We start from the raw sequence: 22,541 nt of genomic DNA, 5'->3' as shown, positions 1-22,541 counted from the left end.
CGTGAAAATTGCGCTCCGGTATCCGCTGGTTGCGGGTACGGTCGCCGCCCTGCTGGCGGTGGTGCTGCTGCTGGCTTCCGGGCAGGAGCCCATCGCGCGGATCGCGGCGAGCATTTACGCCCTTGCCGTCGCCGCCTATCTCGGGGTGGGTATGGTCCGCAGGCTGGTCCGCGGCCAATGGGGCATCGACATCCTGGCCGTCACCGCGATCGTCAGCACCGTCCTGGTGGGCGAATTCGTGGCTTCAATGATCATTGTGCTCATGATGGCCGGCGGAACGGCCCTGGAGGACTACGCGGCGGGCCGGGCCAAGGGTGAGCTGACGGCCCTGCTGGAGCGGGCGCCGCAGACGGCCCACCGGGAACGCGCCCCGGACCAGGACCCGGCAGCCACTGCCGGAGAAACCGCCCCCACCACGGACGGCCAGCATGAGGACGTGGCGGCCACCGACGTCGCGGTCGGCGACATCCTGCTGGTGCGGCCCGGCGAGGTGGTGCCCCTGGACGGGGTGCTGCTCTCCGGATCCGGGACATTCGATGAGTCTTCGCTGACGGGCGAGAGCCTGCCGGTGGAGCGGGCCGCCGGCGACGGACTCATGAGCGGGTCGGTGAACGGCGAGGCGGCCATCCGGATGCGGGTGACGGCGCGGATGGAGGACTCCCAGTACAGCCGCATCATCGCCCTGGTGAAGGAGGCCGCGGAGAGCAAAGCGCCCATGGTCCGGCTGGCCGACCGGTATGCGGTCCCGTTCACTGCGCTCGCCTACGTGCTGGGCGCCGTCGGGTGGATCATCAGCGGCAGCCCGGCCCGTTTCGCGGAAGTACTGGTGGTCGCGACGCCGTGCCCGCTCCTGATCGCCGCGCCGGTAGCGTTCCTGGGCGGCATGAGCCGGGCGGCCCGCGGCGGAATCATCGTCAAATACGCCGGGGTCCTGGAGCTGCTGGGCCGGATCCGGACCGCTGCGTTCGATAAAACGGGAACCCTCACGTACGGCCGGCCCGCGCTGGTCGAGATCCGGACCGCCGGCTCCTTTTCCGAGGACGAGGTCCTGCGCCTGGCCGCCTCCGCCGAGCAATATTCCTCCCACGTGCTCGCCGCATCCGTTATGGACGCCGCCCGGTCACGGACCCTGGCCTTCGAAAGCGGCTCCGGGGCCACCGAATACGCCACGCACGGGGTGCGGGCCAGGTTTGGCGGCCAGGAGGTCGCCGTGGGCAAGCCTCAGTTTGTGGCGGAGTCGGCCGCCGGAGTGGAGGAAACGGACCTGGCCAGCGGGCAGCTCGCCATCTACGTCGGTGTGGGCGGGGAATTCGCCGGCTGCCTGGTGATGAGCGACCCGATCCGCGGCGAGGCCCGCCGCACGCTGGCCGAGCTCCTCGCCCTGGGCGTCACCGAAACGGTCATGCTCACCGGCGATGCCCGGCCCACCGCCGAACACATCGCCCAGGCAGCCGGGCTCACCGACGTCCGGGCGGAGTGCCTGCCGCCGGACAAGGTGGAGGCGGTGCGGACGCTCCCCCGCAGGCCGGTCATGATGGTGGGCGACGGCGTCAATGACGCACCGGTCCTGGCAGTCGCCGACGTCGGGATCGCCATGGGCGCGCGCGGCTCGACGGCGGCCGGTGAGTCCGCCGACGTCGTGATCATCCTGGACGACCTGTCCAAGGTGGCCTCGGCGGTGCGGATCGGGCAGCGGACGGTGAAGGTGGCGTTGCAGAGCATCTGGATCGGCATCGCGTTGAGCGTTGCGCTGATGATCGCCGCGGCGGCGGGCTACGTTCCGGCGATTGCCGGCGCCCTGTCCCAGGAGCTGGTGGACCTCGCCACCATCCTGAACGCGCTGCGGGCCCTCAGTTCCGGGCAGCCGCGGGGCCCGGGTGGGACCCGCCACGAGATGCCCACCAGCAGCGAGAGGACAAAGAAAAAGCGCCCCAATGCCCAGGGCCACGGCGGCAACAATCCGGACGATCCGCTGCAGTTCCAGTGCCAGGGGGCTCGGCGGACCGTGACTATGGCGGGGAGGAGTTCACGGAGTTTGGCAGCGGCATGTTGGGCCCGCTCCTGCTGGATCTAGGCGAACACCCCGTTGACCACGATCACCACCACGATCGCGACTCCCAGCTGCGGCATCCCGGCGAAGAAATGTGTCAGCTCCGCGAGCAACTTCCGCCAGGCGGGCACCGCACGGACCTGGGGCAGCCGGTTGGGCCCGGTACGCCCTGCAGGATTGGGATTTGGGGGCACTTGGTTCCCCGTCTCCGAATACGACACTGAAGTCGACCGTGCCAGCTCGTGGCTGATGAAGGGCCTACCGCCGGAGGACGCAGCCGCCCGGACCGTTCGCTATCTTGAGCGGGACTGGGGTGTCCAGATTCTGGCCGGCAAGTTGGAACTACTTGCTCAAGGCCTCGGCGGCGTCGACCTGTCCGAATAGTACGCAGGCAGCTAAGGGTCAGGGCGCCGAGGCTGCCAGGAATCCCCATCGAATTCGGGAGCGCCTTCCAGGCCACCGGCGTACACCACCCGGTACTCTTCAATTCATGACGCCAGCGATCGCCCTAGCTTTCTGTGCCTTGCTCGGACTTCTTGCCGTGTTTCAGCTTCTGCTCATCATCGGCCTCCCGTTCGGCCGGTTCGCGTGGGGCGGCCAAAACCCGGTGCTTCCGGCGAGGCAACGGATCGGAAGTGCAGTCGCAATCGTGGTCTACGCGGCCTTTGCGGTGGTCGCGCTCGAGCGGGCGGCGCTGGTTTCGATCCTGCCGGAACCCCTCATAGCTGTTGTCGCAATGTGGGTAATTGCGGCCTATCTCTTGGTTAGCGTGCTGCCGAACCTTGCATCAAAGAGTAAGTACGAAAGGCGCACGATGGCGCCCGTGTCACTTGCGCTTGCTGGTCTCGCATTCCTGGTCGCCGTGAGTTGAGCTGGCCGCGAGCGCTTGCGCCGGTACGGAGTTTTCGAATTCTCGTTACATTTTTCTGTCTGCCGGACATTAACTGGGCATGAGCCTGCAAACTATGGGGGAAGGCGTGGATCTGGAGAGGGAACAACGGTTCCTGGCCGCTCACGCGGAGACTCATGACCGTATCTATCGCTATTTTCGTCGAAGGACGGACAGCGCCGCCACCTCCGAGGACCTGTCTGCAGAGGTCTTCAGGATTGTCTGGGAGAAGTCCGGACATGGGGATGACCTCGCGGCCATCGTCATCTTCGGCGTGGCCAAGAACGTGCTCCGAAACCATGACCGGTCGATGTCCCGGTCCGCCGGACTCATCGGGGCTTTACGGCTGGAGCGCATGGACGGAACATCCGCGGAAGGATCTGACGTCCTGGACGGCATCGGCCTCTTGGACCCGAAGGAGCGGGAGGTGTTGCTGCTGACGTACTGGGACGGACTGACCGCTGTGGAAGTATCCCTGCTCCTGAACATCTCAGCGGCTGCGGTGCGCATGCGCTTGCACCGTGCCCGAAAGGAACTCGCCCGAATACTTCCGAAACAGACGGTGCCAAAGGGAGCAGCAGAATGAAACAAGACCAAACTGTCGCCGAGCTGCTCTCAGCTGCCGATCCTGCCCTCGCGGTCACCGAAGACGAACTGGTTCACAGCCGCCAGCGGTCACTAGCCTTCGCGGATTCCGAGGTGACCCACATCGCCGTCGGCGGTTCCGTCCACGATTTCCACCGCGCGCCCGCCAAACGACGTTGGGGCCGGTTGGTCGCGGCCGGACTTGCGGCTGCGGCAGTCGCTTCCTTGATACTCGTCGCCTCGAACCTCGCCTTGCACTCCGACGACACGGCGGCCGGTCCGGCTGTCGCCGATGCCACGGCCACGGCCACCACGGCTGCTACACCGGCCAGCACGGGGAAATCGTCCCTGACCGGGGCAACGGTCGCAGATTCGTTCGGGAATGTGGACTACTACACCACCGTCCGTGGTGACACGGCAGCGGACGTTGCTACGTCCTTTCGCATATCCGAAGAGAAGCTCGATGAATTCAACGGGCTTCTACCCGGGAACGTGCTCGCACCGAACACTAAGCTTCGACTGATCCCGCCGCCGGGGCCGATGACGGGCGCAAAAGGGACGGCCGCCGTCGACGGCAACGGCATCCCCACGAGTTACACCATCGAACCCGACGACACCCTTGGCGGGATCACGTACCGGTTCGGCATAACCGAGGAGCAACTGGCCGAGGCGAACAAAGTCCCGTACGTGTACGAGAAGGGCAACAGATACTTTGTCGTTGCCGGCAAACACATCCGGCTGCAGAAGAATCCCGTTGACAGCCGATCCGGCACGGGACCAACCGTCAACAACTCATTCGGACTGGCCGTCTTCTACAGCACCGTTGACGGCGACTCCCCCGACAGCCTGGGCTACAAGTTCCGCGTCACCACCGGCCAGCTGCTGCAGTACAACCCGTTCCTGGCCGCGGACCGGCCCATCCCTCCGGGGACCAGGGTGAGGCTTATACCCGGTGAGCTAAAGATCGACGGCGCGCAGGGCACGTTCACGGCCGACGCCAACGGGATTCCCCAGACCTACACCACCGCGCCCGGGGACACCGAACGCCAGATAACCTTCCGGTTCGGGCTCTCGGAGGTGGCTAACTTGGATTCGGCGAACCGCCCGCTCACCGGCCCCGGCCGGGTCTGGTACGAGTTCAGCGACCTGCCCTCCGGGGAGGTGGCCCCGGGCCAGACCATCAGCCTCAACCTGACCAGGCCCCTTCACAAATGACCCACGGAATCCACGGACCATGCCGTTGCCGCGTATAGGCTCTGCTTGTTGTAGCCCGCCAGGGCTGTAGCGGTCCGTGTCCCGCCCGTGAGAAGGAAGCGCCTACCCGCATGAGCTACGAACAGCCGTCCCCCTACCAGCAACCGTGGCCGGCTCAGCACCCGGGGCCGCTGAGTCCTGCCGGGTTGCTCTCCCCGCGGGACGCCCAAAAGTCCCAAAGGTGGAGGCTCATCCTGGGTTGCACTTCGTTGGTCCTCACCTTGTTCTCTGGCTTCTATGCCTACACGAACATCGCCTCAGTCATCCGTGCGAAGAACGCCATCGAGGCTTCTGGCGGCTTCGTCTCGGAGAGCGCCATGGCCCTGGCCGTTGCGATCATCGGGATCTTCTGTGTCCTTGCCATCGCGTACACGGGCATCGGTGCTTGGAACATCGCCGCCCGGCACTCTACAGCTAAGCCTCCCCTCATCGCCGCGATTATCCTGGCCGCCGCGGCCTGCGTCCTCATTGTCGTCTACATTGCGGCCAAGCCGGCCGGGGGATTCCAGATCGGCGGTCTCAGCCTGAATGCGCTCATCGTTGCCCGCGCTGCTATTGTCCTGCGGCTGAAGCCGACCGCCGCCCATACCCCGGCGCCCGATTGGGCCAACTGGCCGGCCGCCCGACGAACCTTGGGGGATTGATGCGGCAGGAACTTTTGGATCTCCGTCCGGCACCTCAGGCAAATAGGCCGCCTGCGCTACCCATCGTTTACCTCGTTCTCAGTATCTGCGCCCTGGCAACAACAAGCACCGCCGCCCTCCTGTGGTCTCCCATCGACACGGACTTTATTTCCCGCGCCGACGACGCCGGGTGGGATACAACCATGCTCCTGCCCCACCAAATGGAACTCTCCATCGTCGTGGACGCGTCAGTGCTCCTTGCACTTGCCCTGGTAGTAACCGCGACCTATGGAGTCTGGGCCTCCCGCCGACGGGTGAAATCGCCACGCTAGCCGAGGAGAATCATCATGAATCTTTTCCGGGCTGGCGGCGATGGAGAGTCGGGGAATGATCAGCGCAGCGGATGGTGAGGGTTTCGTGGTTCGTGTGGGGGGCCGGCCGCGGGATGAGGTCATGCAGTTGCTGCGCCGAGCCGACGTCCTGCTCAATGTTCACGCCGAAACGCTGCTGGCGCACCCCGCGTTCGACGCCCCGGAGGGTCAAAGCCTCCGAATCGTGGAGCGAACGGTGGAGCAACTCGGCTTCACGCATGGCGCGGTTCAGTCCGATGTCTTCAGCGCTGCAGAAAGTCAAGGCCTCGCGCTCTGCCCCCTGGTGACGGGCCCCCATCTCCGGTTGGCGATGATGGGCCAGTCGAACGCGCCGGACTCCAACTTGTCTGCGGGCCGCGCACCGGCAGGAGCAATCCACGTCGCTTCCGAACCGCCTAGCGAGGACGTGGAGTACCCCAAGGGTTTTTACCTCCGTGTCGTGGACGGCCGGCCCTGGTTGCGGGGTTACCGGTGCGATGACGCGTACACGTGGACACCAGACCAACGCCTTGCCTTTGTCATGCCAGGCGGCGCCTAAAGGCCGACGCCTTCTCTGATTTCTGGGAGACAGTCCGACGTGTGGTCTGGCTCCATGCCGGACTGTGGACAACTGCTGACTAGGTGTGTAGCTATTGAAGGGCCGCACGCCCGTGAGTCCCAGCCTGCGGCCCACAGCCGTAGTCACATCCACTATTCAAGCCGCGACCCTGGAGGCACAGTGAAGCTCCTGCTCACCTCGGGCGGTGTGACAAATCCGAGCATCCGGTCGGCGCTCGTCCAGCTTCTCGACAAGCCGATCAACGACCGCCCGATCGCCGGCGACCAGCGCTACGGCGGTCCCGGCTACTCGAAGGCGGAGATCGACGCCGCCCGCAGCCTTGACCGCTTGGCACGGGGCTGGGCACCCATTGAGCCGCCACAGTCCGGACGGATAGCCTCAGTTGCCGGCGGCGGCAGGCCTCTGGCGGCCCAGCGAGCGCAGGTACGCGCCGAATCCCTGCGGCGCCCGCGCCTGGGTCCGGCCGGAGGTCACCACCCGCATGGTGTCTGTGGCGAGGACGGTAAACGCGAGGCCGCGCAGGCTCTGGACCAGGGTGCGGTCCTCGTGGGATTCCAGCGGGGAGAAACCGCCCGCGGCGAGGTAGGCCGAGGCGCGGACACCGAAGTTTGCCCCGTAGATGTGCGGGTGGTTTTCCTCGAAGGGGTGCCGGTCGAGCCAGCGGCGCAGCAGCTCGGGATCCATCCCGGCTGGATCGGGTTCCACGGATCCCAGCACGGCGTCGGCGCCGGCTTCGGCGAACTCGAGTTGACGCAGCAGCCAGTTGGCCGGGACCTGCGAATCGGCGTCGGTGTTGGCCAGCCACGTCCGCCCGGGCCACGGCAGCGGTGTGGTGCGCTGGCCTGGGGTGCGCCGCGGGGGTTTTAGCACGGCCGCGCGAACACCGGCGGCCCGGCTCGCCCCGGCGCTCCCCAGCCGGACTTCAAGGGCGCTGAAGCGCGGATCGGCGTCGACGTACCGTGCGGCGATATCCGCGGACCCGTCGGTACAGCTGTCCAGGACCACGGTTACCCGGACGGCGACGTCGGGGCGCCGGCGCTGCAGCCCGTCGGCGGCGCACTGCACCGCCGCAAGCGCGCGCTCAAGATGCTGGTCCTCGTTGTGGGCGGGCATCACCACGGCGATGGCGTCGATGCCGGGCCGGCGTTGCGGGGCCAGGGCGGAGGCCGCCTGGCCGCTCACGGGAGCGCCCCCGGGGCCCGAAAGACCTCCAGCACGAAGTCGCGCTCCCGGTACTGCCCGGCGTCGGCCCACCCAAGCTGCTGGCGGGCAGCGGCGTGGACCGAATCGCCGTCGAGCTCCCAGCCGTCAATCGGGTGCCGCCAGTGGCACAGCGCCAGGGTGCCACCGGGCAGCAACGCCGCATCGATCCGCGCGAACAGTCCGGACAGTTCCTCCGGCGAGAGGTAATAGCCCACCTCGGAGACCACAATCAGGTCAAAGTTGCCCTCCGGCCAGTCGTCCGGCACGGTAAGGTGGCGGGTCCGGGCGTCCGGCAGGTGCGCCAGCCGCCGCGCCGCGTGCGCCAACGCCGCGCTGCTCGCGTCGACGGCCACGAAGCTGCCGCAGCGTTCCGCGAGCTCCACGCTCAGGGTTCCGATCGAGCAGCCGATTTCCAGCCCCGCAGAGTAGTTACGGCCCGGCAGCGCCGCGAGCGTCAGGGCCCTTTTGCGGTGTTCGTACCAGCTGGTGGTGTACTCCCAAGGGTCCTCGGCGCGGGCGTGGACCGCATCAAATAAGCCCTCCGCGTCCGCTGCGGCGTAGCCCCGGCCGGCTCCTGCGGGCGCCTGCGGGCGCTGCCAGGCGAAGGTCTCCCAAGTCCGGGAGAAGTGCTCCAGGAACGGCGCCGGGAGCAGCACCTCATCTCCCGGCTGCCCGGAGAGCGGCAGAACCTGGGAGGTGTGCGCCGCCATGGCCTGCGCCTTGGCGTGCTGCTCCGCCGGAGTCAGCGGGAGCCGCAGCCAGGTCTGCCAGGCCGGGTCCTGGGCGCCCGCCCACAGCCAGTACCAGACGGGGTACTCCAGCAGCCCGTGGCCCGCGGCGGCGGCCGCTTCCGCCGCGGCCGATCCCAGGGCGTCGTGGTCCGTGTGCCCGTCGTTCCGGTAGGGCGCCACGAGCACGATCCGGTCCGCGGGCAGGCCGGTGGCGGCGGCAGCCTCCCGGACCGCGGCCAGGACCGCCGCCCGGTGGTTGGCGAGTTCCCCGTCCGGAAGCCCGAGGTACCGCCAGCCGGCATCCGGGACAAGGACCCCGAGCGCCCCGGCGAATTCGCGCAGCCGCAGCTGGGCCAGCTCCGCCGGAGTGGTGCTGGGCGAATCGGGGTGCGAGGCTTCCCCGGCCGTGCAGAGCACCACCCGTACGTCCGCGCCGAGCCTTTTCAGCCGGGCCATGAGACCGCCGGCGCCGAGGGATTCGTCATCCGGATGGGCGGCCAGGACAATAAAGGCCCTGCTGGCCAGGCCGGCGTCGTCCAGCGGAAGCTCGGGCAAAGCGGTGAGACCGCTCTGCGCCCACTCGGCCTCGCTGGTTCCGGCGTCCTGGTGCGAAAAGGTCACCATGCGTGGTCCCCCTTGAACGTCAGGGCACCCAGCTGGGCGTCGTCGCGCATCGCGTGGTGCTGCCGGATGTAGAGCGCGAGGTCGGCCATCCGTTTGCCGTAGCGCCGGTCGAACGCCAGCGGCCCCGGCCCGAGGTTCTGGCTGACCAGCGCCTGGATGCGTTCGACGGCGGTGGCCACACTGCCGCGGATGCGCAGCGCCTCACTCCAGGCGCCCGGTCCGGAAAGTTCACCCGCGTCGATCCGGGCCGCCGTCCGGGCGAGGTACTGGGTGAGGCCGGCCAGGGTGCGGTCGATCTCGCCGAGGTGCGCGAGGGCCAGCTGGTCCGGTTCGCGGCCGGCGTCAGCGGACTTCTGCAACGCGTCCAGGTAGCCGCGGGCCACGGCGACGGCGCCGCCCAGCCAGCAGGCGGCGACCCCCATCCCGCCCCAGGCGAAGCCCGGACGCCGGTAGTACCAGCCGTCGCCCCCCAGCGGGACGGCCGGGACTGAAGCAAAGTGCACCGTGCCGCTGGGGATTTCGCGCAGCCCCAGGCTGGTCCATTCGGGGTCCGCGAAGCTGACGCCTGCGTCGTGCAGGTCCACGGCGAAGGCAGCACGGCCGCCGCCGTCCAGGTGCGCGGTCACCACGGCGTGGTCGAGTTGCGCGGCGATGGAGCACCACGGTTTGGAGCCGGTCAGCACGACGCCTGCGGCGTGGTCCTCGGCGTTCAGGGCCAGCCCGGGCCCTTCAGCGGCGAAAACCCCCCAGGTGCCCTCGAATCCGACGACGGCGCATCCGGCGCCTGGTTGTTGTTCGCCCGGCGGGGCAGCCGCCTGGGCGAGGATTGCCCCGGCGTCCAGGTGGGGTTCGAGGATGCGGCCGGCGGCAACGTCGACGGCGGTCACTGAGGCCAGGAGCTCCCAGAGGAAGGCGGTCCGGCCGCCGCCGGGCCGGGGCGCGGCCGCTCCCGCATCCGTGGCAAGGGCCAGAAGGGCAGGCACGTCCCCGACGGCGGCCTCGGCGGCGGCCAGCAGCGGCCCGAGTGCGGCCAGCTCGTCCGGCGCGGAACTGATCCGCACAGGCCCGGGGTGGGGGGCATTCTGGGTCGGGCTCATTCTCTGGCCTGCTCCTTTGCGACGATGGTCCGTGCGGTAAGTGCTGTCAGTGCCGGAACGGCTGCCGCAGCAGTCCGCCGGCGAACTCTAAGCATACTTACCATTGTGCAGGGCCGTGTCGCGGGGAACCTACCGGACCAGGGCGAGGGCAAACCCGTCCCAGCCCTTGGAGCCCACGGTCTGGATGACCGTGGCATCCAGCCGGGGGTCCGAGCCCATCATCTCCAGCGAGGCAACAATCCCCGGGGCGTTGACGGGGTCCAGGGCCGGCTCGAGGACAGCGCCCTCCCACACCACGTTGTCCATGACCACCGTGGTGCCCGGCCGGCCCAGCCGGATGGCCCACTCCAAATACTGCGGGTTGTTTTCCTTGTCCGCGTCGATGAACACAAAATCAAAGGGCCCGGCCCCCTCTTTTTCCAGCGCGGGCAGCGTGTCCAGGGCCGCGCCCACCCGGATGTCAACGAGGTGCCCCAGCCCGGCGTTCTCGAGGTTGGCGCGGGCCACCTCGGCGTGCCTGGGCTCGTATTCGCAGGTGACCAGGCGGCCGCCGTCGGGCAGGCCCTCCGCCATCCAGAGGGTGCTGAACCCCGCCAGCGTTCCGATCTCCAGCACCCGGCGGGCGCCCGAGAGCTGGACCAGCAGCTTCAGCAGCTTGCCGGCGTTCGGGGCGACTTCGATGGGCGGCAATCCGGCGTCGAGGGCCGCCGCGGCGGCATGCCGCAGCGAGTCGTCGGGGCGGATTACGGCACCGGAGAGGTAGTCCTCGACGGCGATCCAGCGGGACGTGGGCTGATGCTCGATCATGCGGCCAGTCTTCCAGCTGGGTCCGCCGGTGGGTAGGCCCCAAAACCACGGGTCGGCCCCATCTGTATAGTTGTATACAAGTATATTTTTTAGCGGGACAGCACAATGTCAGAGGCACAGGCACGCAACACCGGAGCCCACTACGTATATGGGGAGCTGAAGCGCCGCATCCTGGACCTGGAACTCAAACCCGGGGAGCGCCTGTACGAGCCAGCCATGGCTGCCGCCCTCCGGGTCAGCCGCACACCGCTGCGTGAAGCCATCCGGCGGCTCATCTCGGAAAGCCTCCTTGAGCAGCAGCCCACCGGCGGCGTGGTGGTGCCCGCCCTCGACGAGACGGTCATTTCGGAGCTCTACTCAGTCCGCGCCGCCCTGGAATCCCTGATGGCCCGCGAGGCCTGCGCGAAGGCCACAAAGGCGGACATCGAGGCGCTGGAGGGAATCGTCGAGCGGAACGCCGCCCTGGTGCACTTCGCCGATGAAACCATGAAGCACGGCACGGCCCTCCACGCCAAGATCGCCAGCATCGCGGGCAACTCCTGGGCGCGGCGCTTCCACGACCAGATCAGCAGCCAGATGGAGCGTTACCGGTACTTCACGAACAATGCCCAGCAGCGCAGGGACGTGGCGCTGGCCGAGCATCGCGTCCTGTTGGACGCGATCGCCGGCGGCGACCCTGAGGAAGCCGCCCGGATCGCGTTCAGCCACGTGATCGGCGCGAAGGACGAAGCCCTGCGCGCCATCTCCGGCCGCGACCTCTCATGATCGACAACCTCGGCCGCGGCTCGGCGACTGCACTCCTGATTCATTCGGCCCTGATCCAGGCGGTGACCTTCCTGGTCCGCCCCGCCGCGACATACCGGGCGCTGGAGCTGGACGTTCCGGGTTTTGCCTTGGGCCTGCTAGCGGCCAGTTATGCGGTGTTCCCCCTGCTCCTTGCCGTCCCGACCGGCGGTCTGGTGGACCGGCTGGGCGAGCGACGGCTCATGGCCATTGGCTCCGCCGTCGTCTTGTCCTCGTCCGTGTTTCTGGTGCTCTGGGGTACCTCGGTCCCGGCGCTGGTGGCCGGGACCTCCCTGCTCGGCGCGGGCCAGCTGGCCTGCGTGGTGGGCCAGCAGGCCGTGGTGGCCAACAATGCGTCACCGGCTCGGATGGATTCCGCGTTCGGCTTCCTCACATTCGCCGCCTCGCTGGGGCAGGCGCTTGGTCCCTTGGCCATCTCGCTAGTGGGCGGCGCGTCCATCCGGCCCGACACGCAGGCGATTTTCCTGCTCGCCGCGGGCATGAGCCTGGTGATGTTCGTGACGACGTTTGGTGTGTCCGCGAAGGTCAGCAGCGGAAACCGCAGGGTCAGGGCGGCCGACGGCGGCCCGGGCGGTGTGCGGTCCCTGCTGCGGACCCCCGGGGTGGTCCAGGCGCTGGCGACGAGCGCCGCCGTCCTCGCCGTCGTTGACCTGACCGTGGTGTACCTGCCTGCGCTGGGTACCGAACGCGGCCTCACGGCCGCCACCGTGGGGCTTCTGCTCACGGTCCGGGCCTGCTTCTCCATGGTCTCCCGGCTGGGGCTGGGCGCGGTCTCCCGGGCGCTGGGGCGGACCCGCCTGCTGGTGCTGAGCCTGGTCCTTTCAACGGCAGCCCTCGCGGTCGCCGCCATACCGATGCCCGAATGGCTGCTGTTTGCGGTCATGGCGGCGCTTGGCCTGGGCCTGGGCATCGGCCAGCCCCTGACCATGTCCTGGCTCTCGTCGCGGGCCCCGGACGGGCAGCGCGGACGTGCCCTGGCGCTCCGGCTTGCCGGGAACCGGGTGGGGCAGGTGATCCTGCCCAGCGCCGTTGGTGCCGTCGCGGCGGGGCTGGGCGCGGGCGGGGTGTTCCTGGCGTCGGCCGCCGTGATCGGCGGGACGCTGCCCCTGGTCCGCAGTGTCAGGCTCGACGGCGAGCCGGACTAGGGACTCGCGGCTACTCCCCCAGCGCCTGTTCGAGCCGGTCGAGCTTTCCGGTCAGTTCGCCGGTGTAGCCGGGCCGGATGTCGGCCTTGATCACCAGGGAGACGCGGCTGCCGAAGCGGCCCACGGCCTCGGTGGCCCGCTTCACGACGTCGAACACCTCATCCCAGTCCCCCTCGATGGTGGTGAACATGGAATCGGTGCGGTTCGGCAGCCCGGATTCCCGGACAATCCGCACGGCCTCGGCGACGGCTTCGTGGACCGAGGCGTCATCCGCCCCGGAGCCGGCGGGCGCGTTCGCGGGGAGGCCGGAGGGTGCGACAGAAAATGCAAGCAACATGGCTTTAGTCTGCCACGCAGAACGCGGCGGGCAGGCTCCGAACGGGGACCAGCCCGGCCCGCGACACGTCACAAAGCGCGGTACCGGCCGGTAACAGGTTTCCTCAACCTTTGCGTTGCTAACCTGAGCAAATGAACCGGGGAGTAGACCGCAGGCCGCTCCGAGCGGACGCTGCACGCAACGTGAACAAGATTATTGCCGCGGCCCGCCAGTGTTTCCGCGAGCATGGCCCCGAGGTGCCGTTGCAGACCATCGCCGTCACGGCGGGCGTAGGCCCGGCCACGCTGTTCCGCAATTTCGCGGACAAGGAAGAACTCGTCCTCGCGGCCCTGCACCAGCAACTGAAACTGGTGGTCAACCCGGTGATCGACCAGGCCCTGGCCGGCCCGGATGCCGCCGAGGGCCTGTTCCGGGTGGTCGAGGCGCTGATGGGTGTTGCCAGCAACGAGGCCAACCTGCTGGGCGCGGTGGCCGGCCGGCGCGGTGTGCTCACCGGGATCACCGGCGACCTGATCGAGTCCGTGGCCGTGCTGCTGGGCCGCGGCCAGGGCCAGGGAACGCTGCGCAGCGACATTTCGATGACGGACATGATCCGGCTGATGGCCATGCTGATCGGGGTGGTGGACACCATGGAAGCCGGATCGGATGCGTGGCGCCGTCCGGTGGCCCTGGTGGAGGACGCCATCCGCGCCGAGCGGCCCGACCGTCCGCTGCCGGCCCAGTCGCTGGTGCCCGGCACCACGTACGGGACGGCTTTCGGCGTCGGATTCGGGGCAACCTACGGGACCACGTACCGTTGACCCCATGACGTGGGAAACCGCTGCCGGCGTGCTGGGCGGCCTATTGCTGGTGTATGCCGTGCTGTTGCTGCTGCTGTGGGGGTATGCCCGCCGGCACCCCGAGACGGTCACCATGAAGGATGCCCTGCGGCTCCTCCCGGACCTGCTGCGCCTGATCCGGCGGCTGCTGGCCGATGGCACGGTGGCGGTGGGAGTCCGCGTCCGGCTGGCCCTGCTGCTGGTGTACCTGCTGTCCCCGATCGACCTGGTGCCCGATTTCCTGCCCGTGATCGGCTACGCGGACGACGTCATTATTGTTGCCCTGGTGCTGCGCTCGGTCATTGCCCGGGCCGGCGTGGACGCCGTGGAACAGCACTGGCCCGGCACCCCGGAGGGCCTGCAGCTGATTCTCAAGCTGGCGGGGCTTGGCACGGCCCGGTAGCCGGCCCGGCTAGCCCCGGAAGTCCGCGGGACCGGGCCCGGAGTCGAACCGGTGCAGGATTTCCTCGGCGACGTCGCGCAGTTTGATGTTTCGGTTGTTGGAGGCACGGGTCAGGAGGGCAAAGGCTTCGGCCTGGGAGCACCGGCTTTGGCCCATCAGGATCCCGGACGCGAGGCTGATGATCGAGCGCGACTGCATGGCCTGCAGCAGGTCCCGGTTGGCGGCCTGGGTGGCGGCGATCCGCACCGCGAGGCGCGTCGCCCGCCCGGCCATCTCGGCGAACGCGGTGCAGCGGCTGGCGATGCCGGCGTCGAAAACGCCGGACCCTGCCGCATAAAAGCCCAGGGACGCCTTGGCGTTCTTCTCCAGCCCCAGGCCGATGCCCAGCAGGCTGTGATGGCCCCGCAGTGCCGCCGCCCGGAGGTACTTACTCCACCGCCCGTCCGCGGCGGCGTCCCGGACCACCGCCGAACCGCCGTGTTCCAGCACTTCCAGCCCGGGGCCCTGCAGGAGACGGTCCTGGAGCTGTTCGAGCACCAGCGCCTCGGGGCAGGAGCCGGCCAGGATGGTCGCGTTCCTGGGCCGCCGCAGCCGGACCGAACACCGCACGGGGCCTCCGACAATCTCCTCCGCGAAGTCCGCAGCGGCACCGGACAGGCGCTCGGCGGAGGCCTGGAGGTCGGCGCTTTCCAGCACCAGGTCCTGCAGGCGGTCCGAAAACTGAGGCTGCATCAATCCTCCGCGGGTTTGTCCTTGGCCTCGTGCTGCTGATGGGCCTCCTGGAGGTGCTGCTGCAGTTTCTCCTCGGCGTCGCGGCGTCGGCGGGCCATCTCCCGCAATTCCCGGGTGGATTCGGTGCCGGGGGAAACGAAGTGTTCATGCGGCTTCGAGTGCTGCTCCTTGCCGGAGGCGGCCGCGTCGGCGGGGTCCGGGCCGGGGGCAGCCGGGGTCGGAGCGTCGTTGTCAGTCATCATCAGATGCTCCCACCGGGCATCCGGTCCAGCTAGGGACTAAAGACCGTTGAGGAAATGGATCCGCGTCAGGGCCAGCCGAGCAACCGGAGTCCGGCCGCGGCGCCGGCACCGGCCAGGACCACCACCAGGAACGGGGCACGGAACCAGAGGGCGATCGCCGCGGCGGCGAGGGCACCCAGCCGGGCATCCAGGGCCAGGGACTGTCCTGACGCGACCGTGTTGACCACCGTCAGGGACGCCAGCAGCCCGATTGTCATGGTGCCCGCGACCCGTGACATCCGCGGATTGCGCAGCAGGCTGGCGGGCACAAGGTAGCCCACCAGCTTCCAGGCGTACGCCAGCACGCAGGAGAGCAGGAGCCAGAGCCAGAGCGTCATGACGCCTCCCCCCGGCGGCCGTGGAGGCGCCGGTCAGCCTCGTGCTGCTCGGCGTAGGGGTCGACGTCGGGCTCCAGCCCTTCGTCGCTGCGGCCGTGGCTGAACCAGCCAACCAGTGCCGCGACGAACGCGGCGACCAGGATCGGCACGCCGGCCGGCACGAACGGGACGGCCAGGACGGTGGCGAGGGCACAGACGACGGCGATCGCGACGGGTTCACGGCCTTTGAGCCGCGGCCACAGGAGGCCAAGGAACGCCGCAACGGCGGCGCCGTCGAGCCCCCACTGTTTCGGGTCCCCGAGCGCACTCCCGGCCAGCGCTCCGATGGCGGTGAACAGATTCCAGAGAACGAAGATGCCGATACCCGCGGTCCAGAAACCGCGGCGCTGCTCCACGGGGTCGGTCTGGCCGGTGCTGGTGGCGGTGGATTCGTCGATGGTGACGTGGGCGGCGGCGAACCGGCGCCAGCCGCGCGGCTGCAGCAGGGCGTTGAGCTGCATACCGTAGATGCCGTTGCGCATCCCCAGCAGGGTGGCCGCGCTCATGGCCGCGACCCCGGAGCCGCCGCCTGCCACGACGCCGATGAACGCGAACTGCGAGCCACCGCTGAAGAGCAGCAGGCTCAGGGCCATGGTCTGCCAGAAATCCAGGCCGGACGTGACCGACAGCGCCCCGAAAGACACCCCGTAGAGTCCGGTGGCGATGCTGATGGAAAGTCCCACGCGCACCGCCGGGGACTGCGTGAACTTCACCGGAGCCGCTTCGGCGCCGGTTTTGTCAGGCTCCAGGCCCAGGCGATGAGGGGTGCCTGCAGCGGTAGGCGGATGCTGTGCACCCGCCGTTGCGTCGGGGTTCCCGCCGGGCCGAAGGCCGTACGGAGCGCCTCGAGGTGCCCGGCGAGGAAGGCCGTAAACATTACGGCCACACCGGAGGCCGCAACGCGGCGGGTCTGCGGGACCAGGAGTCCGGCCGCGGCGCCCGCTTCCGCGAACCCGCTGACGGCCACCCACTCCTCGCGGGACAGCACGGCAAGGGGGCCGTTGGACCGGGTGCCGGAGTCGTCGCGGCAGAGGTACCCGGGAACCACCTGCGCAAAGAACCCCGGGTCGCGGAAGTGTTTTGCCGCACTGGCAAGCAGCAGTCCGCTGAGGGCGGCCGCGGAAAGTGTCTGGGTGGCCCGGGGTGACCAGCGGAAAGGCATGGAACCATGCAACCACAGCCGCGGCGCACCGGGTAACCGGGCCTGTAACCTGCCCGCCGGCGGGTCACCCGCCGCCGGACGGCAGGCGCTGTGACCTGCGAAAACGGGACTTTGCGCAGGGGTCCGCCGGGCCTCAGCCGGAGTACCTTGTTGACTATGAGCAGTGTGGTGGAGCTGACCGGCGTCGTGAAGCGGTTCGGGGCCGTGACGGCTCTGAATGGACTGGACTTCGAGGTGGCTGCCGGGGAGGTGCACGGCTTCCTGGGCCCCAACGGTGCCGGCAAATCCACCACGCTGCGCCTGCTGCTGGGAATGCTGCGCGCCAGCGCCGGATCCATCCGGGTGCTGGGGCTCGATCCCTGGCGCGACGTGGCCACGCTGCACCGGCGCCTCGCCTACGTTCCCGGCGATGTCGCGCTGTGGCCCAACCTCACCGGCGGTGAGGTCATCGAGCTCCTCGGCCGGCTGCAGGGCGGGCAGGACCGGGCCCGGCGCGACCAGCTGCTGGAGTTGTTCGAGCTGGACCCCACGAAGAAAGCCCGGACCTACTCGAAGGGCAACCGGCAGAAAGTGGCCCTGGTGGCCGCACTGGCCACGGACGCCGAATTGTTCCTGCTGGATGAACCCACCAGTGGCCTGGACCCGCTGATGGAGGACGCCTTCCGCGGGTGCGTCCGCGAGCTCAGGGCGCAGGGCCGGACCGTCCTGCTCAGCAGCCATATCCTCAGCGAGGCCGAGGCGCTCTCCGACAGGGTCAGTATTATCCGGGCCGGCCGGGTGGTGGAATCCGGTCCCCTTGAACAGCTCCGGCACCTGACCCGCACCTCGGTCACGGCCGACGTCGCCGCGGTGCCGCCGGAACTGGACCGTTTGGCGGGGGTGCACGACGTCGTCGTGGCCAACCACCGGATCAGCGCCCAGGTGGATCCGGTCGGCCTGGGGCCGTTCCTGCAGGCCCTGACCGGCGCCGGGCTGCAGGCCCTCACCAGCCGGCCGCCGACGCTCGAGGACCTGTTCCTGCGGCATTACGGCTCGGGAAACGGTGCGGACGTGCCGGGTTCCGGGAACGACGCCGAGCACTCCGCCGCCGCCGGTTCCGGCCGCGCGGCCGCCCGCGGACGGGGAAGCGGAGGGACGGGGGCCGGGGATGCCTGAGACGTTGGCCGGCACCGGGATGCTGGTGCGGCTGGGGCTGCGGCGGGACCGCTGGCTGCTTCCCGTGTGGGTGTTCGGGTTTGCCCTGGTGGCGTTCTCCACCTCGGTGGCCGGCGCGGACCTCTACCCGGACGTGCGCAGCCGGACTGAGGCCGCCAACGCCCTGAACGCCACCGCCTCCATGGTCGCGATGTTCGGACGGATCTACGATCCCGCCTCGCTGGGCGCCCTCTCGCTGATCAAGTACACCGCGTTTATGACCGCCATCCTCGCGGCCCTGATGGTCATCCTCATCATCCGCCACACCCGCGCCGACGAGGAGAGCGGCAGGCTGGAACTGCTCGGGGGCGGCCGGCTGGGACGCGACGCCGCCCTCACCGCGGCGCTTGTCATCGGCCTCGTCGCGAGCCTCGGCGTCGGGTTGCTGTCGGCCGCGGCACTGGCCGCCGGCGGGCTGCCCGCCGCGGGGTCCCTGGCGTTCGGCCTGGGCTGGGCCGCCACCGGGATGGCGTTCAGCGCCGTCGCCGGGGTCGCGGCGCAACTGACCGCGAGCGCACATGCCGCCACCGGCCTGAGCGTAGGCGTCATCGCCGTCACTTACGGCCTGCGCGCCGTCGGCGACCTCGCAGAACCCGGCCCATCAGTGTTCTCCTGGCTCTCCCCGATCGGCTGGAACCAGCAGATCCGGGCTTTCGCGGGCGACCAGTGGTGGGTGCTTATCCTGCCGGTCGCGCTCTGCGTCCTGCTGATTCCGGCGGCTTTCGCCCTGCGGGCGCGCCGGGACCTGGGCGCCGGGCTGCGGGACGAGCGCCCGGGGCCGGCCGTCGGCTCATTGACCGGCGTCTGGGCCCTGGCTGTGCGTCTGCAGTACCGGGTGTGGCTGGCGTGGGCCGTCGCGTTCGCCGTGTTCGGGGTGGTGATCGGGTCCCTGGTGGGAAACGTCGAGCAGATGCTGAGCTCCCCGAATGCCCGCGACCTGATCGCGCTGCTCGGGGGCGCCTCGGCGCTCCGCGACGCCTTCCTTGCCGCGGAAATCAGCATCATGGGCCTGCTCGCCGCGGCCTATGGCGTGTCGGCGGCGAACCACCTGCGCGGCGAGGAGTCCGCGGGCCACACCGAGGCGTTGCTCGGCACGGCCGCCACCCGCATCCGCTGGGCGGGCAGCCACTTAGTGTTCGCGCTGGCCGGGGTGGCCGTGCTGATGGCGCTGGCGGGGGTCTGCATCGGTGCGGGCGCGGCGGCCGCCGTCCAGGACTCCGGGCTGGTGGGCCGCTCCGTCGTCGCCTCGCTGGCCCAAATACCGGCGGCGTGGGTGCTGACCGGCGTGGCGCTGGCGGTGTTCGGCTGGGCGCCCCGGTTGGCCGGCGCGGTCTGGGGAGTGCTTCTGGGCTTTGTGGCGCTGGGAGAGTTCGGGGTGCTCTGGAACGCCCCGGGCTGGCTGATGGACCTCTCGCCGTTCCGGCATTCTCCGCTGCTGCCGGTCGGTGCCGATGCGCTGCCGGCCCTGGCGGCCCTGACCGTCACGGCCGCCGGCCTGGCCGCGCTGGGGTTCCTGGGCTGGCGCCGGCGTGACCTGGCCGCCTAGCTGTAAGTGCCGGTGCCGCGACGTCTGCACAGCCACATGGCGACTTTTGGCCGGGAAATACGCCGTCAGGGGTACCTTTGAGGAGTTGCAGAAGGTCTCGACGACTGATGGGGATGGGATGTGGTCATGGCACCGGTGACTGTCGACGGCGGAAAAGGCAGTGTCGAACTGAGCGACGGCGGCTTCGTCCACCTGCGCTGGCTGCCCAAGGTCGACATCCTCGTTGAGGATGCGCGGGCCGCCATGGCGACAGTCAACGAGGTCTGCCAGGGCCGGGAGTACCCGATGCTTGTGGACATGGAAGCGGTGGCGTCGGTGAGCCGGGAGGCCCGCGCCGTGTGGTCCATCCCCTGCAGCGCCTCGCGCATCGCGTTGCTGGGCCGCTCCCCTGTGGACCGCGTCCTGGCGAACTTCTTCCTCGGGGTGCACATTCCGCCGTGCCCCACGCGGTTTTTCACCTCCCGCAGCGAGGCATTGGATTGGCTCCATGTCGACCGCTGACCGGCCGGCCGCGCCCGCTACGGGGCGCACGACGGCGGACCGGACCGCCGCCGTCGAACGCTCCTTTCGAAGACGCGACCACTCGCATGGGAGTTGATGACCCGCGGCTTGAGCAGCTGGTCGATGGCATCGTCCGGCTCGCCGCGGGCGAACTGGCCGCACGCATCGAGCCGTCCGAGCTGGGCGACGCGATTGACGCCGTCATCACCGGTATCAACCTCCTGGCCGAGGAGCTCGGCCATATCCACGCGGAGCTGGAAGATAGGGTGGCCGCCCGCACGGCCATGTTGCGCAGGACCCAGGTAAAACTGGAGTTGATGGCCAAGACGGACGCGTTGACCGGGCTCGCCAACCGGCACCTGCTCAGCGAGCGCATCCACGAGGCGATCGTCGGCGCCGACGACGGCGTCAGCGTTCCGGCGGTGCTGGTCCTGGACCTGGACACCTTCAAGGCCATCAACGACGCCCTGGGACACAGTGCCGGGGACGCGGTGCTGACCGAAGTGGCCAGCCGCCTCAACTCGGTGGTGCGGATCTCCGACACCGTTTCGCGCCTGGGCGGCGACGAATTCGCCGTCCTCATCAAAGCTGCCAGCGAGGAGGAAGTCCTCCACATCGCGCACCGCGCCCGGGACGCGCTGCGGGAGAGCATCAGGATCGGCGCCGAAACCGTGTGGACGTCGGCCAGCATCGGCGTTTGCGTCTTCCGGCCCGGTAATTCACCGGAAGAACTGATCCGCAACGCGGACATCGCCATGTACCAGGCCAAGGCCGCCGGCCGGAACAAGGTCATGCTGTTCCATCCCGACATGCTTAACGCCGTCCAGGAACGGTCCCGGATCACGGCCGAGCTCCGGAGCGCCGCGGCCGGCGGGGAGCTGGCGCTGCTCTATCAGCCGGTGATTGAGCTGGCCACGGGCAAAGTCGCCGGCGTCGAGGCCCTGGTCCGGTGGCATCACCCCGTGCACGGGACCATCATGCCGGACCGTTTTATCGGCATCGCTGAAGAAACCGGCCTGATCCTTGAGCTGGGCCGGTGGGTCCTGAACGAGGGAATCGCTCAGCTTGGCCGCTGGCGGGACGCCGCGCCGGACCTGCCGGACTTTGGCGTGCACATCAACCTGTCCGCCGCCGAGCTCCTGCGCAGCGACCTGGTGGACGACGTCCGGGAAACGCTGGCCAAGTACAGCCTGGACCCGAGCCGGCTGGTCCTGGAGATCACCGAGACCGTGCTGATGTCCCGGGGCGCCGGCGAGGAACAGGTCCTGGACCGGCTGCGGGCCCTGGGCGTGGGCCTGCAGATCGATGACTTCGGAACCGGCTACTCATCCATCAGCTACCTCAGGTCGCTGCCGGCAGACACCGTGAAAGTCGACCAGTCGCTGATCAAGAACCTGGAGTCCGATCCGCAGCAGCAAAAGTTTGTGGCCGCCGTCCTGCAGCTGATCTCCTCCGTTGAGCTCAAAGCCATCGTGGAAGGCATCGAAACGGCCGGCCAGGCTGCCCAGCTGCAGGCCATGGGCTGCCTCTACGGCCAGGGCTACTACTTCGGCCGCCCCATGGCGGCCGACCAGATCCTGGACTTGCTCCGCGGCCCGGGACTGCGCCGATAGAGTTAGGCCATGTCCAAGTTCTGGCACCACGTGCTGATGGTCCCCACCGTGGTGCGCCTCGCCTCGAAGGCACCGAAAGACCCGAACACCGCGTGGGACCGCTACTGGACCGGCATCAGCAGCACCGGCCGCACCGGGGACGTTCTCTGGGACTCCGGTTCGGCGCTCGAGCACAACCAGTACAGCGCCCTGGTCCTTGACCACTTCGACCCGGCCCTGGCGGTGATCGACGTCGGCTGCGGCAACGGCACCCACACCCGCTGGCTGGCCGGGCTCTTCCCCGGCACCCGGGTCCTCGGGATCGACGTGTCGCCGTGCGCCATCGACCGGGCGGTCATGGAGGCCCGGGACGTGCCCAACGCCGAGTTCCTCGTGCTGGACGCCACCGAACCGGGCGCCGGCGAGGCCCTGCTCGAACGGCTGGGACCCGCCAACGTCTTTGTCCGCGGCGTCTTCCACGTCCTGAAAACCGATAAACAGGCGGCCCTGGCCGCCAACCTGCGGACCGCGGTGGGAACCCGGGGGCGGGCGTTCCTGACCGAGACCAACTTCCTGGGCAGCAGCCTCGACTACCTCTCCGAGCTGGGCGCGACACACCACAACGTGCCCCGGCAGCTCCGGCGGGCGCTCGAGAACCTCCCCCGGCCGGGACGTTTCGGCGCGCCGGAGCGGCAGGGTGTGTTCCCGGCGTCGGACTGGCAGCTGATCACGGACGGCCCGGTGAGCATCGACGTCGTCCCGATGAATCCGGGCGGACTGCCGCAACAGGTCCCCGGCTATTTCGCGCTGCTCTCAGGCGCCTGACCAGCGCGGATGCTCCGCCATTGGTTAGCGG

26 protein-coding genes and 1 pseudogene are annotated in these 22,541 nt (G+C 69.1%); 16 read left to right on the top strand and 11 right to left on the bottom strand.

The window, feature by feature from the left end:
- Position 1: 1 nt before the first annotated feature.
- Positions 2–2,074: a heavy metal translocating P-type ATPase gene (locus AC1DHY_RS09455; protein ID WP_476903521.1), complete on the top strand. Its 2,073-nt coding sequence runs from the start codon at positions 2–4 to the stop codon at positions 2,072–2,074.
- Here AC1DHY_RS09455 and AC1DHY_RS09450 read toward each other — a convergent pair.
- Entirely contained in the window at positions 2,071–2,244 is a 174-nt protein-coding gene (locus AC1DHY_RS09450; RefSeq protein ID WP_476903520.1) for a cation-transporting P-type ATPase, read from the bottom strand. The genes AC1DHY_RS09455 and AC1DHY_RS09450 overlap by 4 nt on opposite strands.
- A 296-nt stretch (positions 2,245–2,540) precedes the next feature.
- Here AC1DHY_RS09450 and AC1DHY_RS09445 point away from each other — a divergent pair, with 296 nt between their 5' ends.
- The 6 genes and pseudogenes from AC1DHY_RS09445 to AC1DHY_RS09420 all read left to right on the top strand — a co-directional run.
- Positions 2,541–2,921 carry a hypothetical protein gene (locus tag AC1DHY_RS09445; protein WP_476877881.1) on the top strand — a complete coding sequence of 127 codons (381 nt, stop codon included), beginning with the start codon at positions 2,541–2,543 and terminating at the stop codon, positions 2,919–2,921.
- 79 nt (positions 2,922–3,000) lie between these two features.
- Positions 3,001–3,525 carry an RNA polymerase sigma factor gene (locus AC1DHY_RS09440; RefSeq protein ID WP_476877882.1) on the top strand — a complete coding sequence of 175 codons (525 nt, stop codon included), beginning with the start codon at positions 3,001–3,003 and terminating at the stop codon, positions 3,523–3,525.
- The gene (locus AC1DHY_RS09435) at positions 3,522–4,739 is read left to right on the top strand and encodes a LysM peptidoglycan-binding domain-containing protein (RefSeq protein ID WP_476877883.1); all 1,218 of its coding nucleotides are present in this window, start codon (positions 3,522–3,524) and stop codon (positions 4,737–4,739) included. Before AC1DHY_RS09440 ends, AC1DHY_RS09435 begins: the two co-directional genes overlap by 4 nt.
- Before the next feature lie 110 nt (positions 4,740–4,849).
- Entirely contained in the window at positions 4,850–5,422 is a 573-nt protein-coding gene (locus AC1DHY_RS09430; RefSeq protein ID WP_476903519.1) for a hypothetical protein, read from the top strand.
- Positions 5,423–5,788: 366 nt separating this feature from the next.
- Complete coding sequence (locus AC1DHY_RS09425; RefSeq protein ID WP_476877885.1) at positions 5,789–6,310, top strand: hypothetical protein; 522 nt, start codon at positions 5,789–5,791, stop codon at positions 6,308–6,310.
- 180 nt (positions 6,311–6,490) lie between these two features.
- Positions 6,491–6,571: pseudogene (locus tag AC1DHY_RS09420) on the top strand (Type 1 glutamine amidotransferase-like domain-containing protein); the annotation flags it as partial.
- Between the two features lie 138 nt (positions 6,572–6,709).
- Here AC1DHY_RS09420 and AC1DHY_RS09415 read toward each other — a convergent pair.
- From AC1DHY_RS09415 to AC1DHY_RS09400, 4 genes are all read right to left on the bottom strand, one after another.
- Entirely contained in the window at positions 6,710–7,513 is an 804-nt protein-coding gene (locus AC1DHY_RS09415) for a glycosyltransferase family 2 protein (protein ID WP_476877886.1), read from the bottom strand.
- Positions 7,510–8,889 (bottom strand): PIG-L family deacetylase, encoded by a 1,380-nt coding sequence (locus tag AC1DHY_RS09410; protein WP_476877887.1) that lies wholly within the window; start codon positions 8,887–8,889, stop codon positions 7,510–7,512. The genes AC1DHY_RS09415 and AC1DHY_RS09410 overlap by 4 nt, the downstream gene beginning before the upstream one ends.
- A complete protein-coding gene (locus AC1DHY_RS09405; RefSeq protein WP_476877888.1) occupies positions 8,883–9,986 on the bottom strand; it encodes a hypothetical protein in 1,104 nt (367 codons plus the stop codon). The genes AC1DHY_RS09410 and AC1DHY_RS09405 overlap by 7 nt, the downstream gene beginning before the upstream one ends.
- Positions 9,987–10,115: 129 nt before the next feature.
- Positions 10,116–10,793 (bottom strand): O-methyltransferase, encoded by a 678-nt coding sequence (locus AC1DHY_RS09400; protein WP_476877889.1) that lies wholly within the window; start codon positions 10,791–10,793, stop codon positions 10,116–10,118.
- 105 nt (positions 10,794–10,898) lie between these two features.
- Here AC1DHY_RS09400 and AC1DHY_RS09395 point away from each other — a divergent pair, with 105 nt between their 5' ends.
- A complete protein-coding gene (locus AC1DHY_RS09395; protein ID WP_476877890.1) occupies positions 10,899–11,558 on the top strand; it encodes a GntR family transcriptional regulator in 660 nt (219 codons plus the stop codon).
- Entirely contained in the window at positions 11,555–12,742 is a 1,188-nt protein-coding gene (locus AC1DHY_RS09390; protein ID WP_476903518.1) for an MFS transporter, read from the top strand. The genes AC1DHY_RS09395 and AC1DHY_RS09390 overlap by 4 nt, the downstream gene beginning before the upstream one ends.
- 10 nt (positions 12,743–12,752) lie before the next feature.
- Here AC1DHY_RS09390 and AC1DHY_RS09385 read toward each other — a convergent pair whose 3' ends face one another.
- Positions 12,753–13,079, bottom strand: a complete 327-nt coding sequence (locus tag AC1DHY_RS09385) for a thiamine-binding protein (protein ID WP_476877892.1) — start codon at positions 13,077–13,079, stop codon at positions 12,753–12,755.
- A gap of 131 nt (positions 13,080–13,210) precedes the next feature.
- Between AC1DHY_RS09385 and AC1DHY_RS09380 the strand changes: the two genes are divergently transcribed.
- Positions 13,211–13,879: a TetR/AcrR family transcriptional regulator gene (locus tag AC1DHY_RS09380; RefSeq protein WP_476877893.1), complete on the top strand. Its 669-nt coding sequence runs from the start codon at positions 13,211–13,213 to the stop codon at positions 13,877–13,879.
- Between the two features lie 4 nt (positions 13,880–13,883).
- The gene (locus tag AC1DHY_RS09375) at positions 13,884–14,300 is read left to right on the top strand and encodes a YkvA family protein (RefSeq protein WP_476877894.1); all 417 of its coding nucleotides are present in this window, start codon (positions 13,884–13,886) and stop codon (positions 14,298–14,300) included.
- Positions 14,301–14,309: 9 nt separating this feature from the next.
- Here AC1DHY_RS09375 and AC1DHY_RS09370 read toward each other — a convergent pair whose 3' ends face one another.
- The 5 genes from AC1DHY_RS09370 to AC1DHY_RS09350 all read right to left on the bottom strand — a co-directional run bounded on the left by AC1DHY_RS09370 (position 14,310) and on the right by AC1DHY_RS09350 (position 16,852).
- The gene (locus AC1DHY_RS09370) at positions 14,310–15,032 is read right to left on the bottom strand and encodes an ANTAR domain-containing protein (protein WP_476877895.1); all 723 of its coding nucleotides are present in this window, start codon (positions 15,030–15,032) and stop codon (positions 14,310–14,312) included.
- Positions 15,032–15,274, bottom strand: a complete 243-nt coding sequence (locus tag AC1DHY_RS09365; RefSeq protein WP_476877896.1) for a hypothetical protein — start codon at positions 15,272–15,274, stop codon at positions 15,032–15,034. Before AC1DHY_RS09365 ends, AC1DHY_RS09370 begins: the two co-directional genes overlap by 1 nt.
- A gap of 65 nt (positions 15,275–15,339) precedes the next feature.
- A complete protein-coding gene (locus tag AC1DHY_RS09360) occupies positions 15,340–15,651 on the bottom strand; it encodes an AzlD domain-containing protein (RefSeq protein ID WP_476877897.1) in 312 nt (103 codons plus the stop codon).
- Positions 15,648–16,403 carry an AzlC family ABC transporter permease gene (locus AC1DHY_RS09355; RefSeq protein WP_476877898.1) on the bottom strand — a complete coding sequence of 252 codons (756 nt, stop codon included), beginning with the start codon at positions 16,401–16,403 and terminating at the stop codon, positions 15,648–15,650. Before AC1DHY_RS09355 ends, AC1DHY_RS09360 begins: the two co-directional genes overlap by 4 nt.
- The gene (locus tag AC1DHY_RS09350) at positions 16,400–16,852 is read right to left on the bottom strand and encodes a DoxX family protein (protein WP_476877899.1); all 453 of its coding nucleotides are present in this window, start codon (positions 16,850–16,852) and stop codon (positions 16,400–16,402) included. The genes AC1DHY_RS09355 and AC1DHY_RS09350 overlap by 4 nt, the downstream gene beginning before the upstream one ends.
- Positions 16,853–17,008: 156 nt before the next feature.
- Here AC1DHY_RS09350 and AC1DHY_RS09345 point away from each other — a divergent pair, with 156 nt between their 5' ends.
- The 5 genes from AC1DHY_RS09345 to AC1DHY_RS09325 all read left to right on the top strand — a co-directional run bounded on the left by AC1DHY_RS09345 (position 17,009) and on the right by AC1DHY_RS09325 (position 22,510).
- Complete coding sequence (locus AC1DHY_RS09345; RefSeq protein ID WP_476877900.1) at positions 17,009–18,007, top strand: ABC transporter ATP-binding protein; 999 nt, start codon at positions 17,009–17,011, stop codon at positions 18,005–18,007.
- On the top strand, positions 18,000–19,592 hold the full coding sequence (locus AC1DHY_RS09340; protein WP_476877901.1) for an ABC transporter permease: 1,593 nt from the start codon (positions 18,000–18,002) through the stop codon (positions 19,590–19,592). The genes AC1DHY_RS09345 and AC1DHY_RS09340 overlap by 8 nt, the downstream gene beginning before the upstream one ends.
- Positions 19,593–19,718: 126 nt before the next feature.
- A complete protein-coding gene (locus tag AC1DHY_RS09335) occupies positions 19,719–20,093 on the top strand; it encodes a DUF7793 family protein (RefSeq protein WP_476877902.1) in 375 nt (124 codons plus the stop codon).
- 86 nt (positions 20,094–20,179) lie between these two features.
- Positions 20,180–21,706 (top strand): putative bifunctional diguanylate cyclase/phosphodiesterase, encoded by a 1,527-nt coding sequence (locus AC1DHY_RS09330; protein WP_476877903.1) that lies wholly within the window; start codon positions 20,180–20,182, stop codon positions 21,704–21,706.
- A gap of 9 nt (positions 21,707–21,715) precedes the next feature.
- On the top strand, positions 21,716–22,510 hold the full coding sequence (locus AC1DHY_RS09325) for a class I SAM-dependent methyltransferase (protein ID WP_476903517.1): 795 nt from the start codon (positions 21,716–21,718) through the stop codon (positions 22,508–22,510).
- The last annotated feature ends 31 nt before the right edge of the window (positions 22,511–22,541 follow it).

It is taken from the genome of Arthrobacter sp. 05L44 (assembly GCF_056397605.1).
This window is presented reverse-complemented; position numbering and strand designations above follow the sequence as displayed.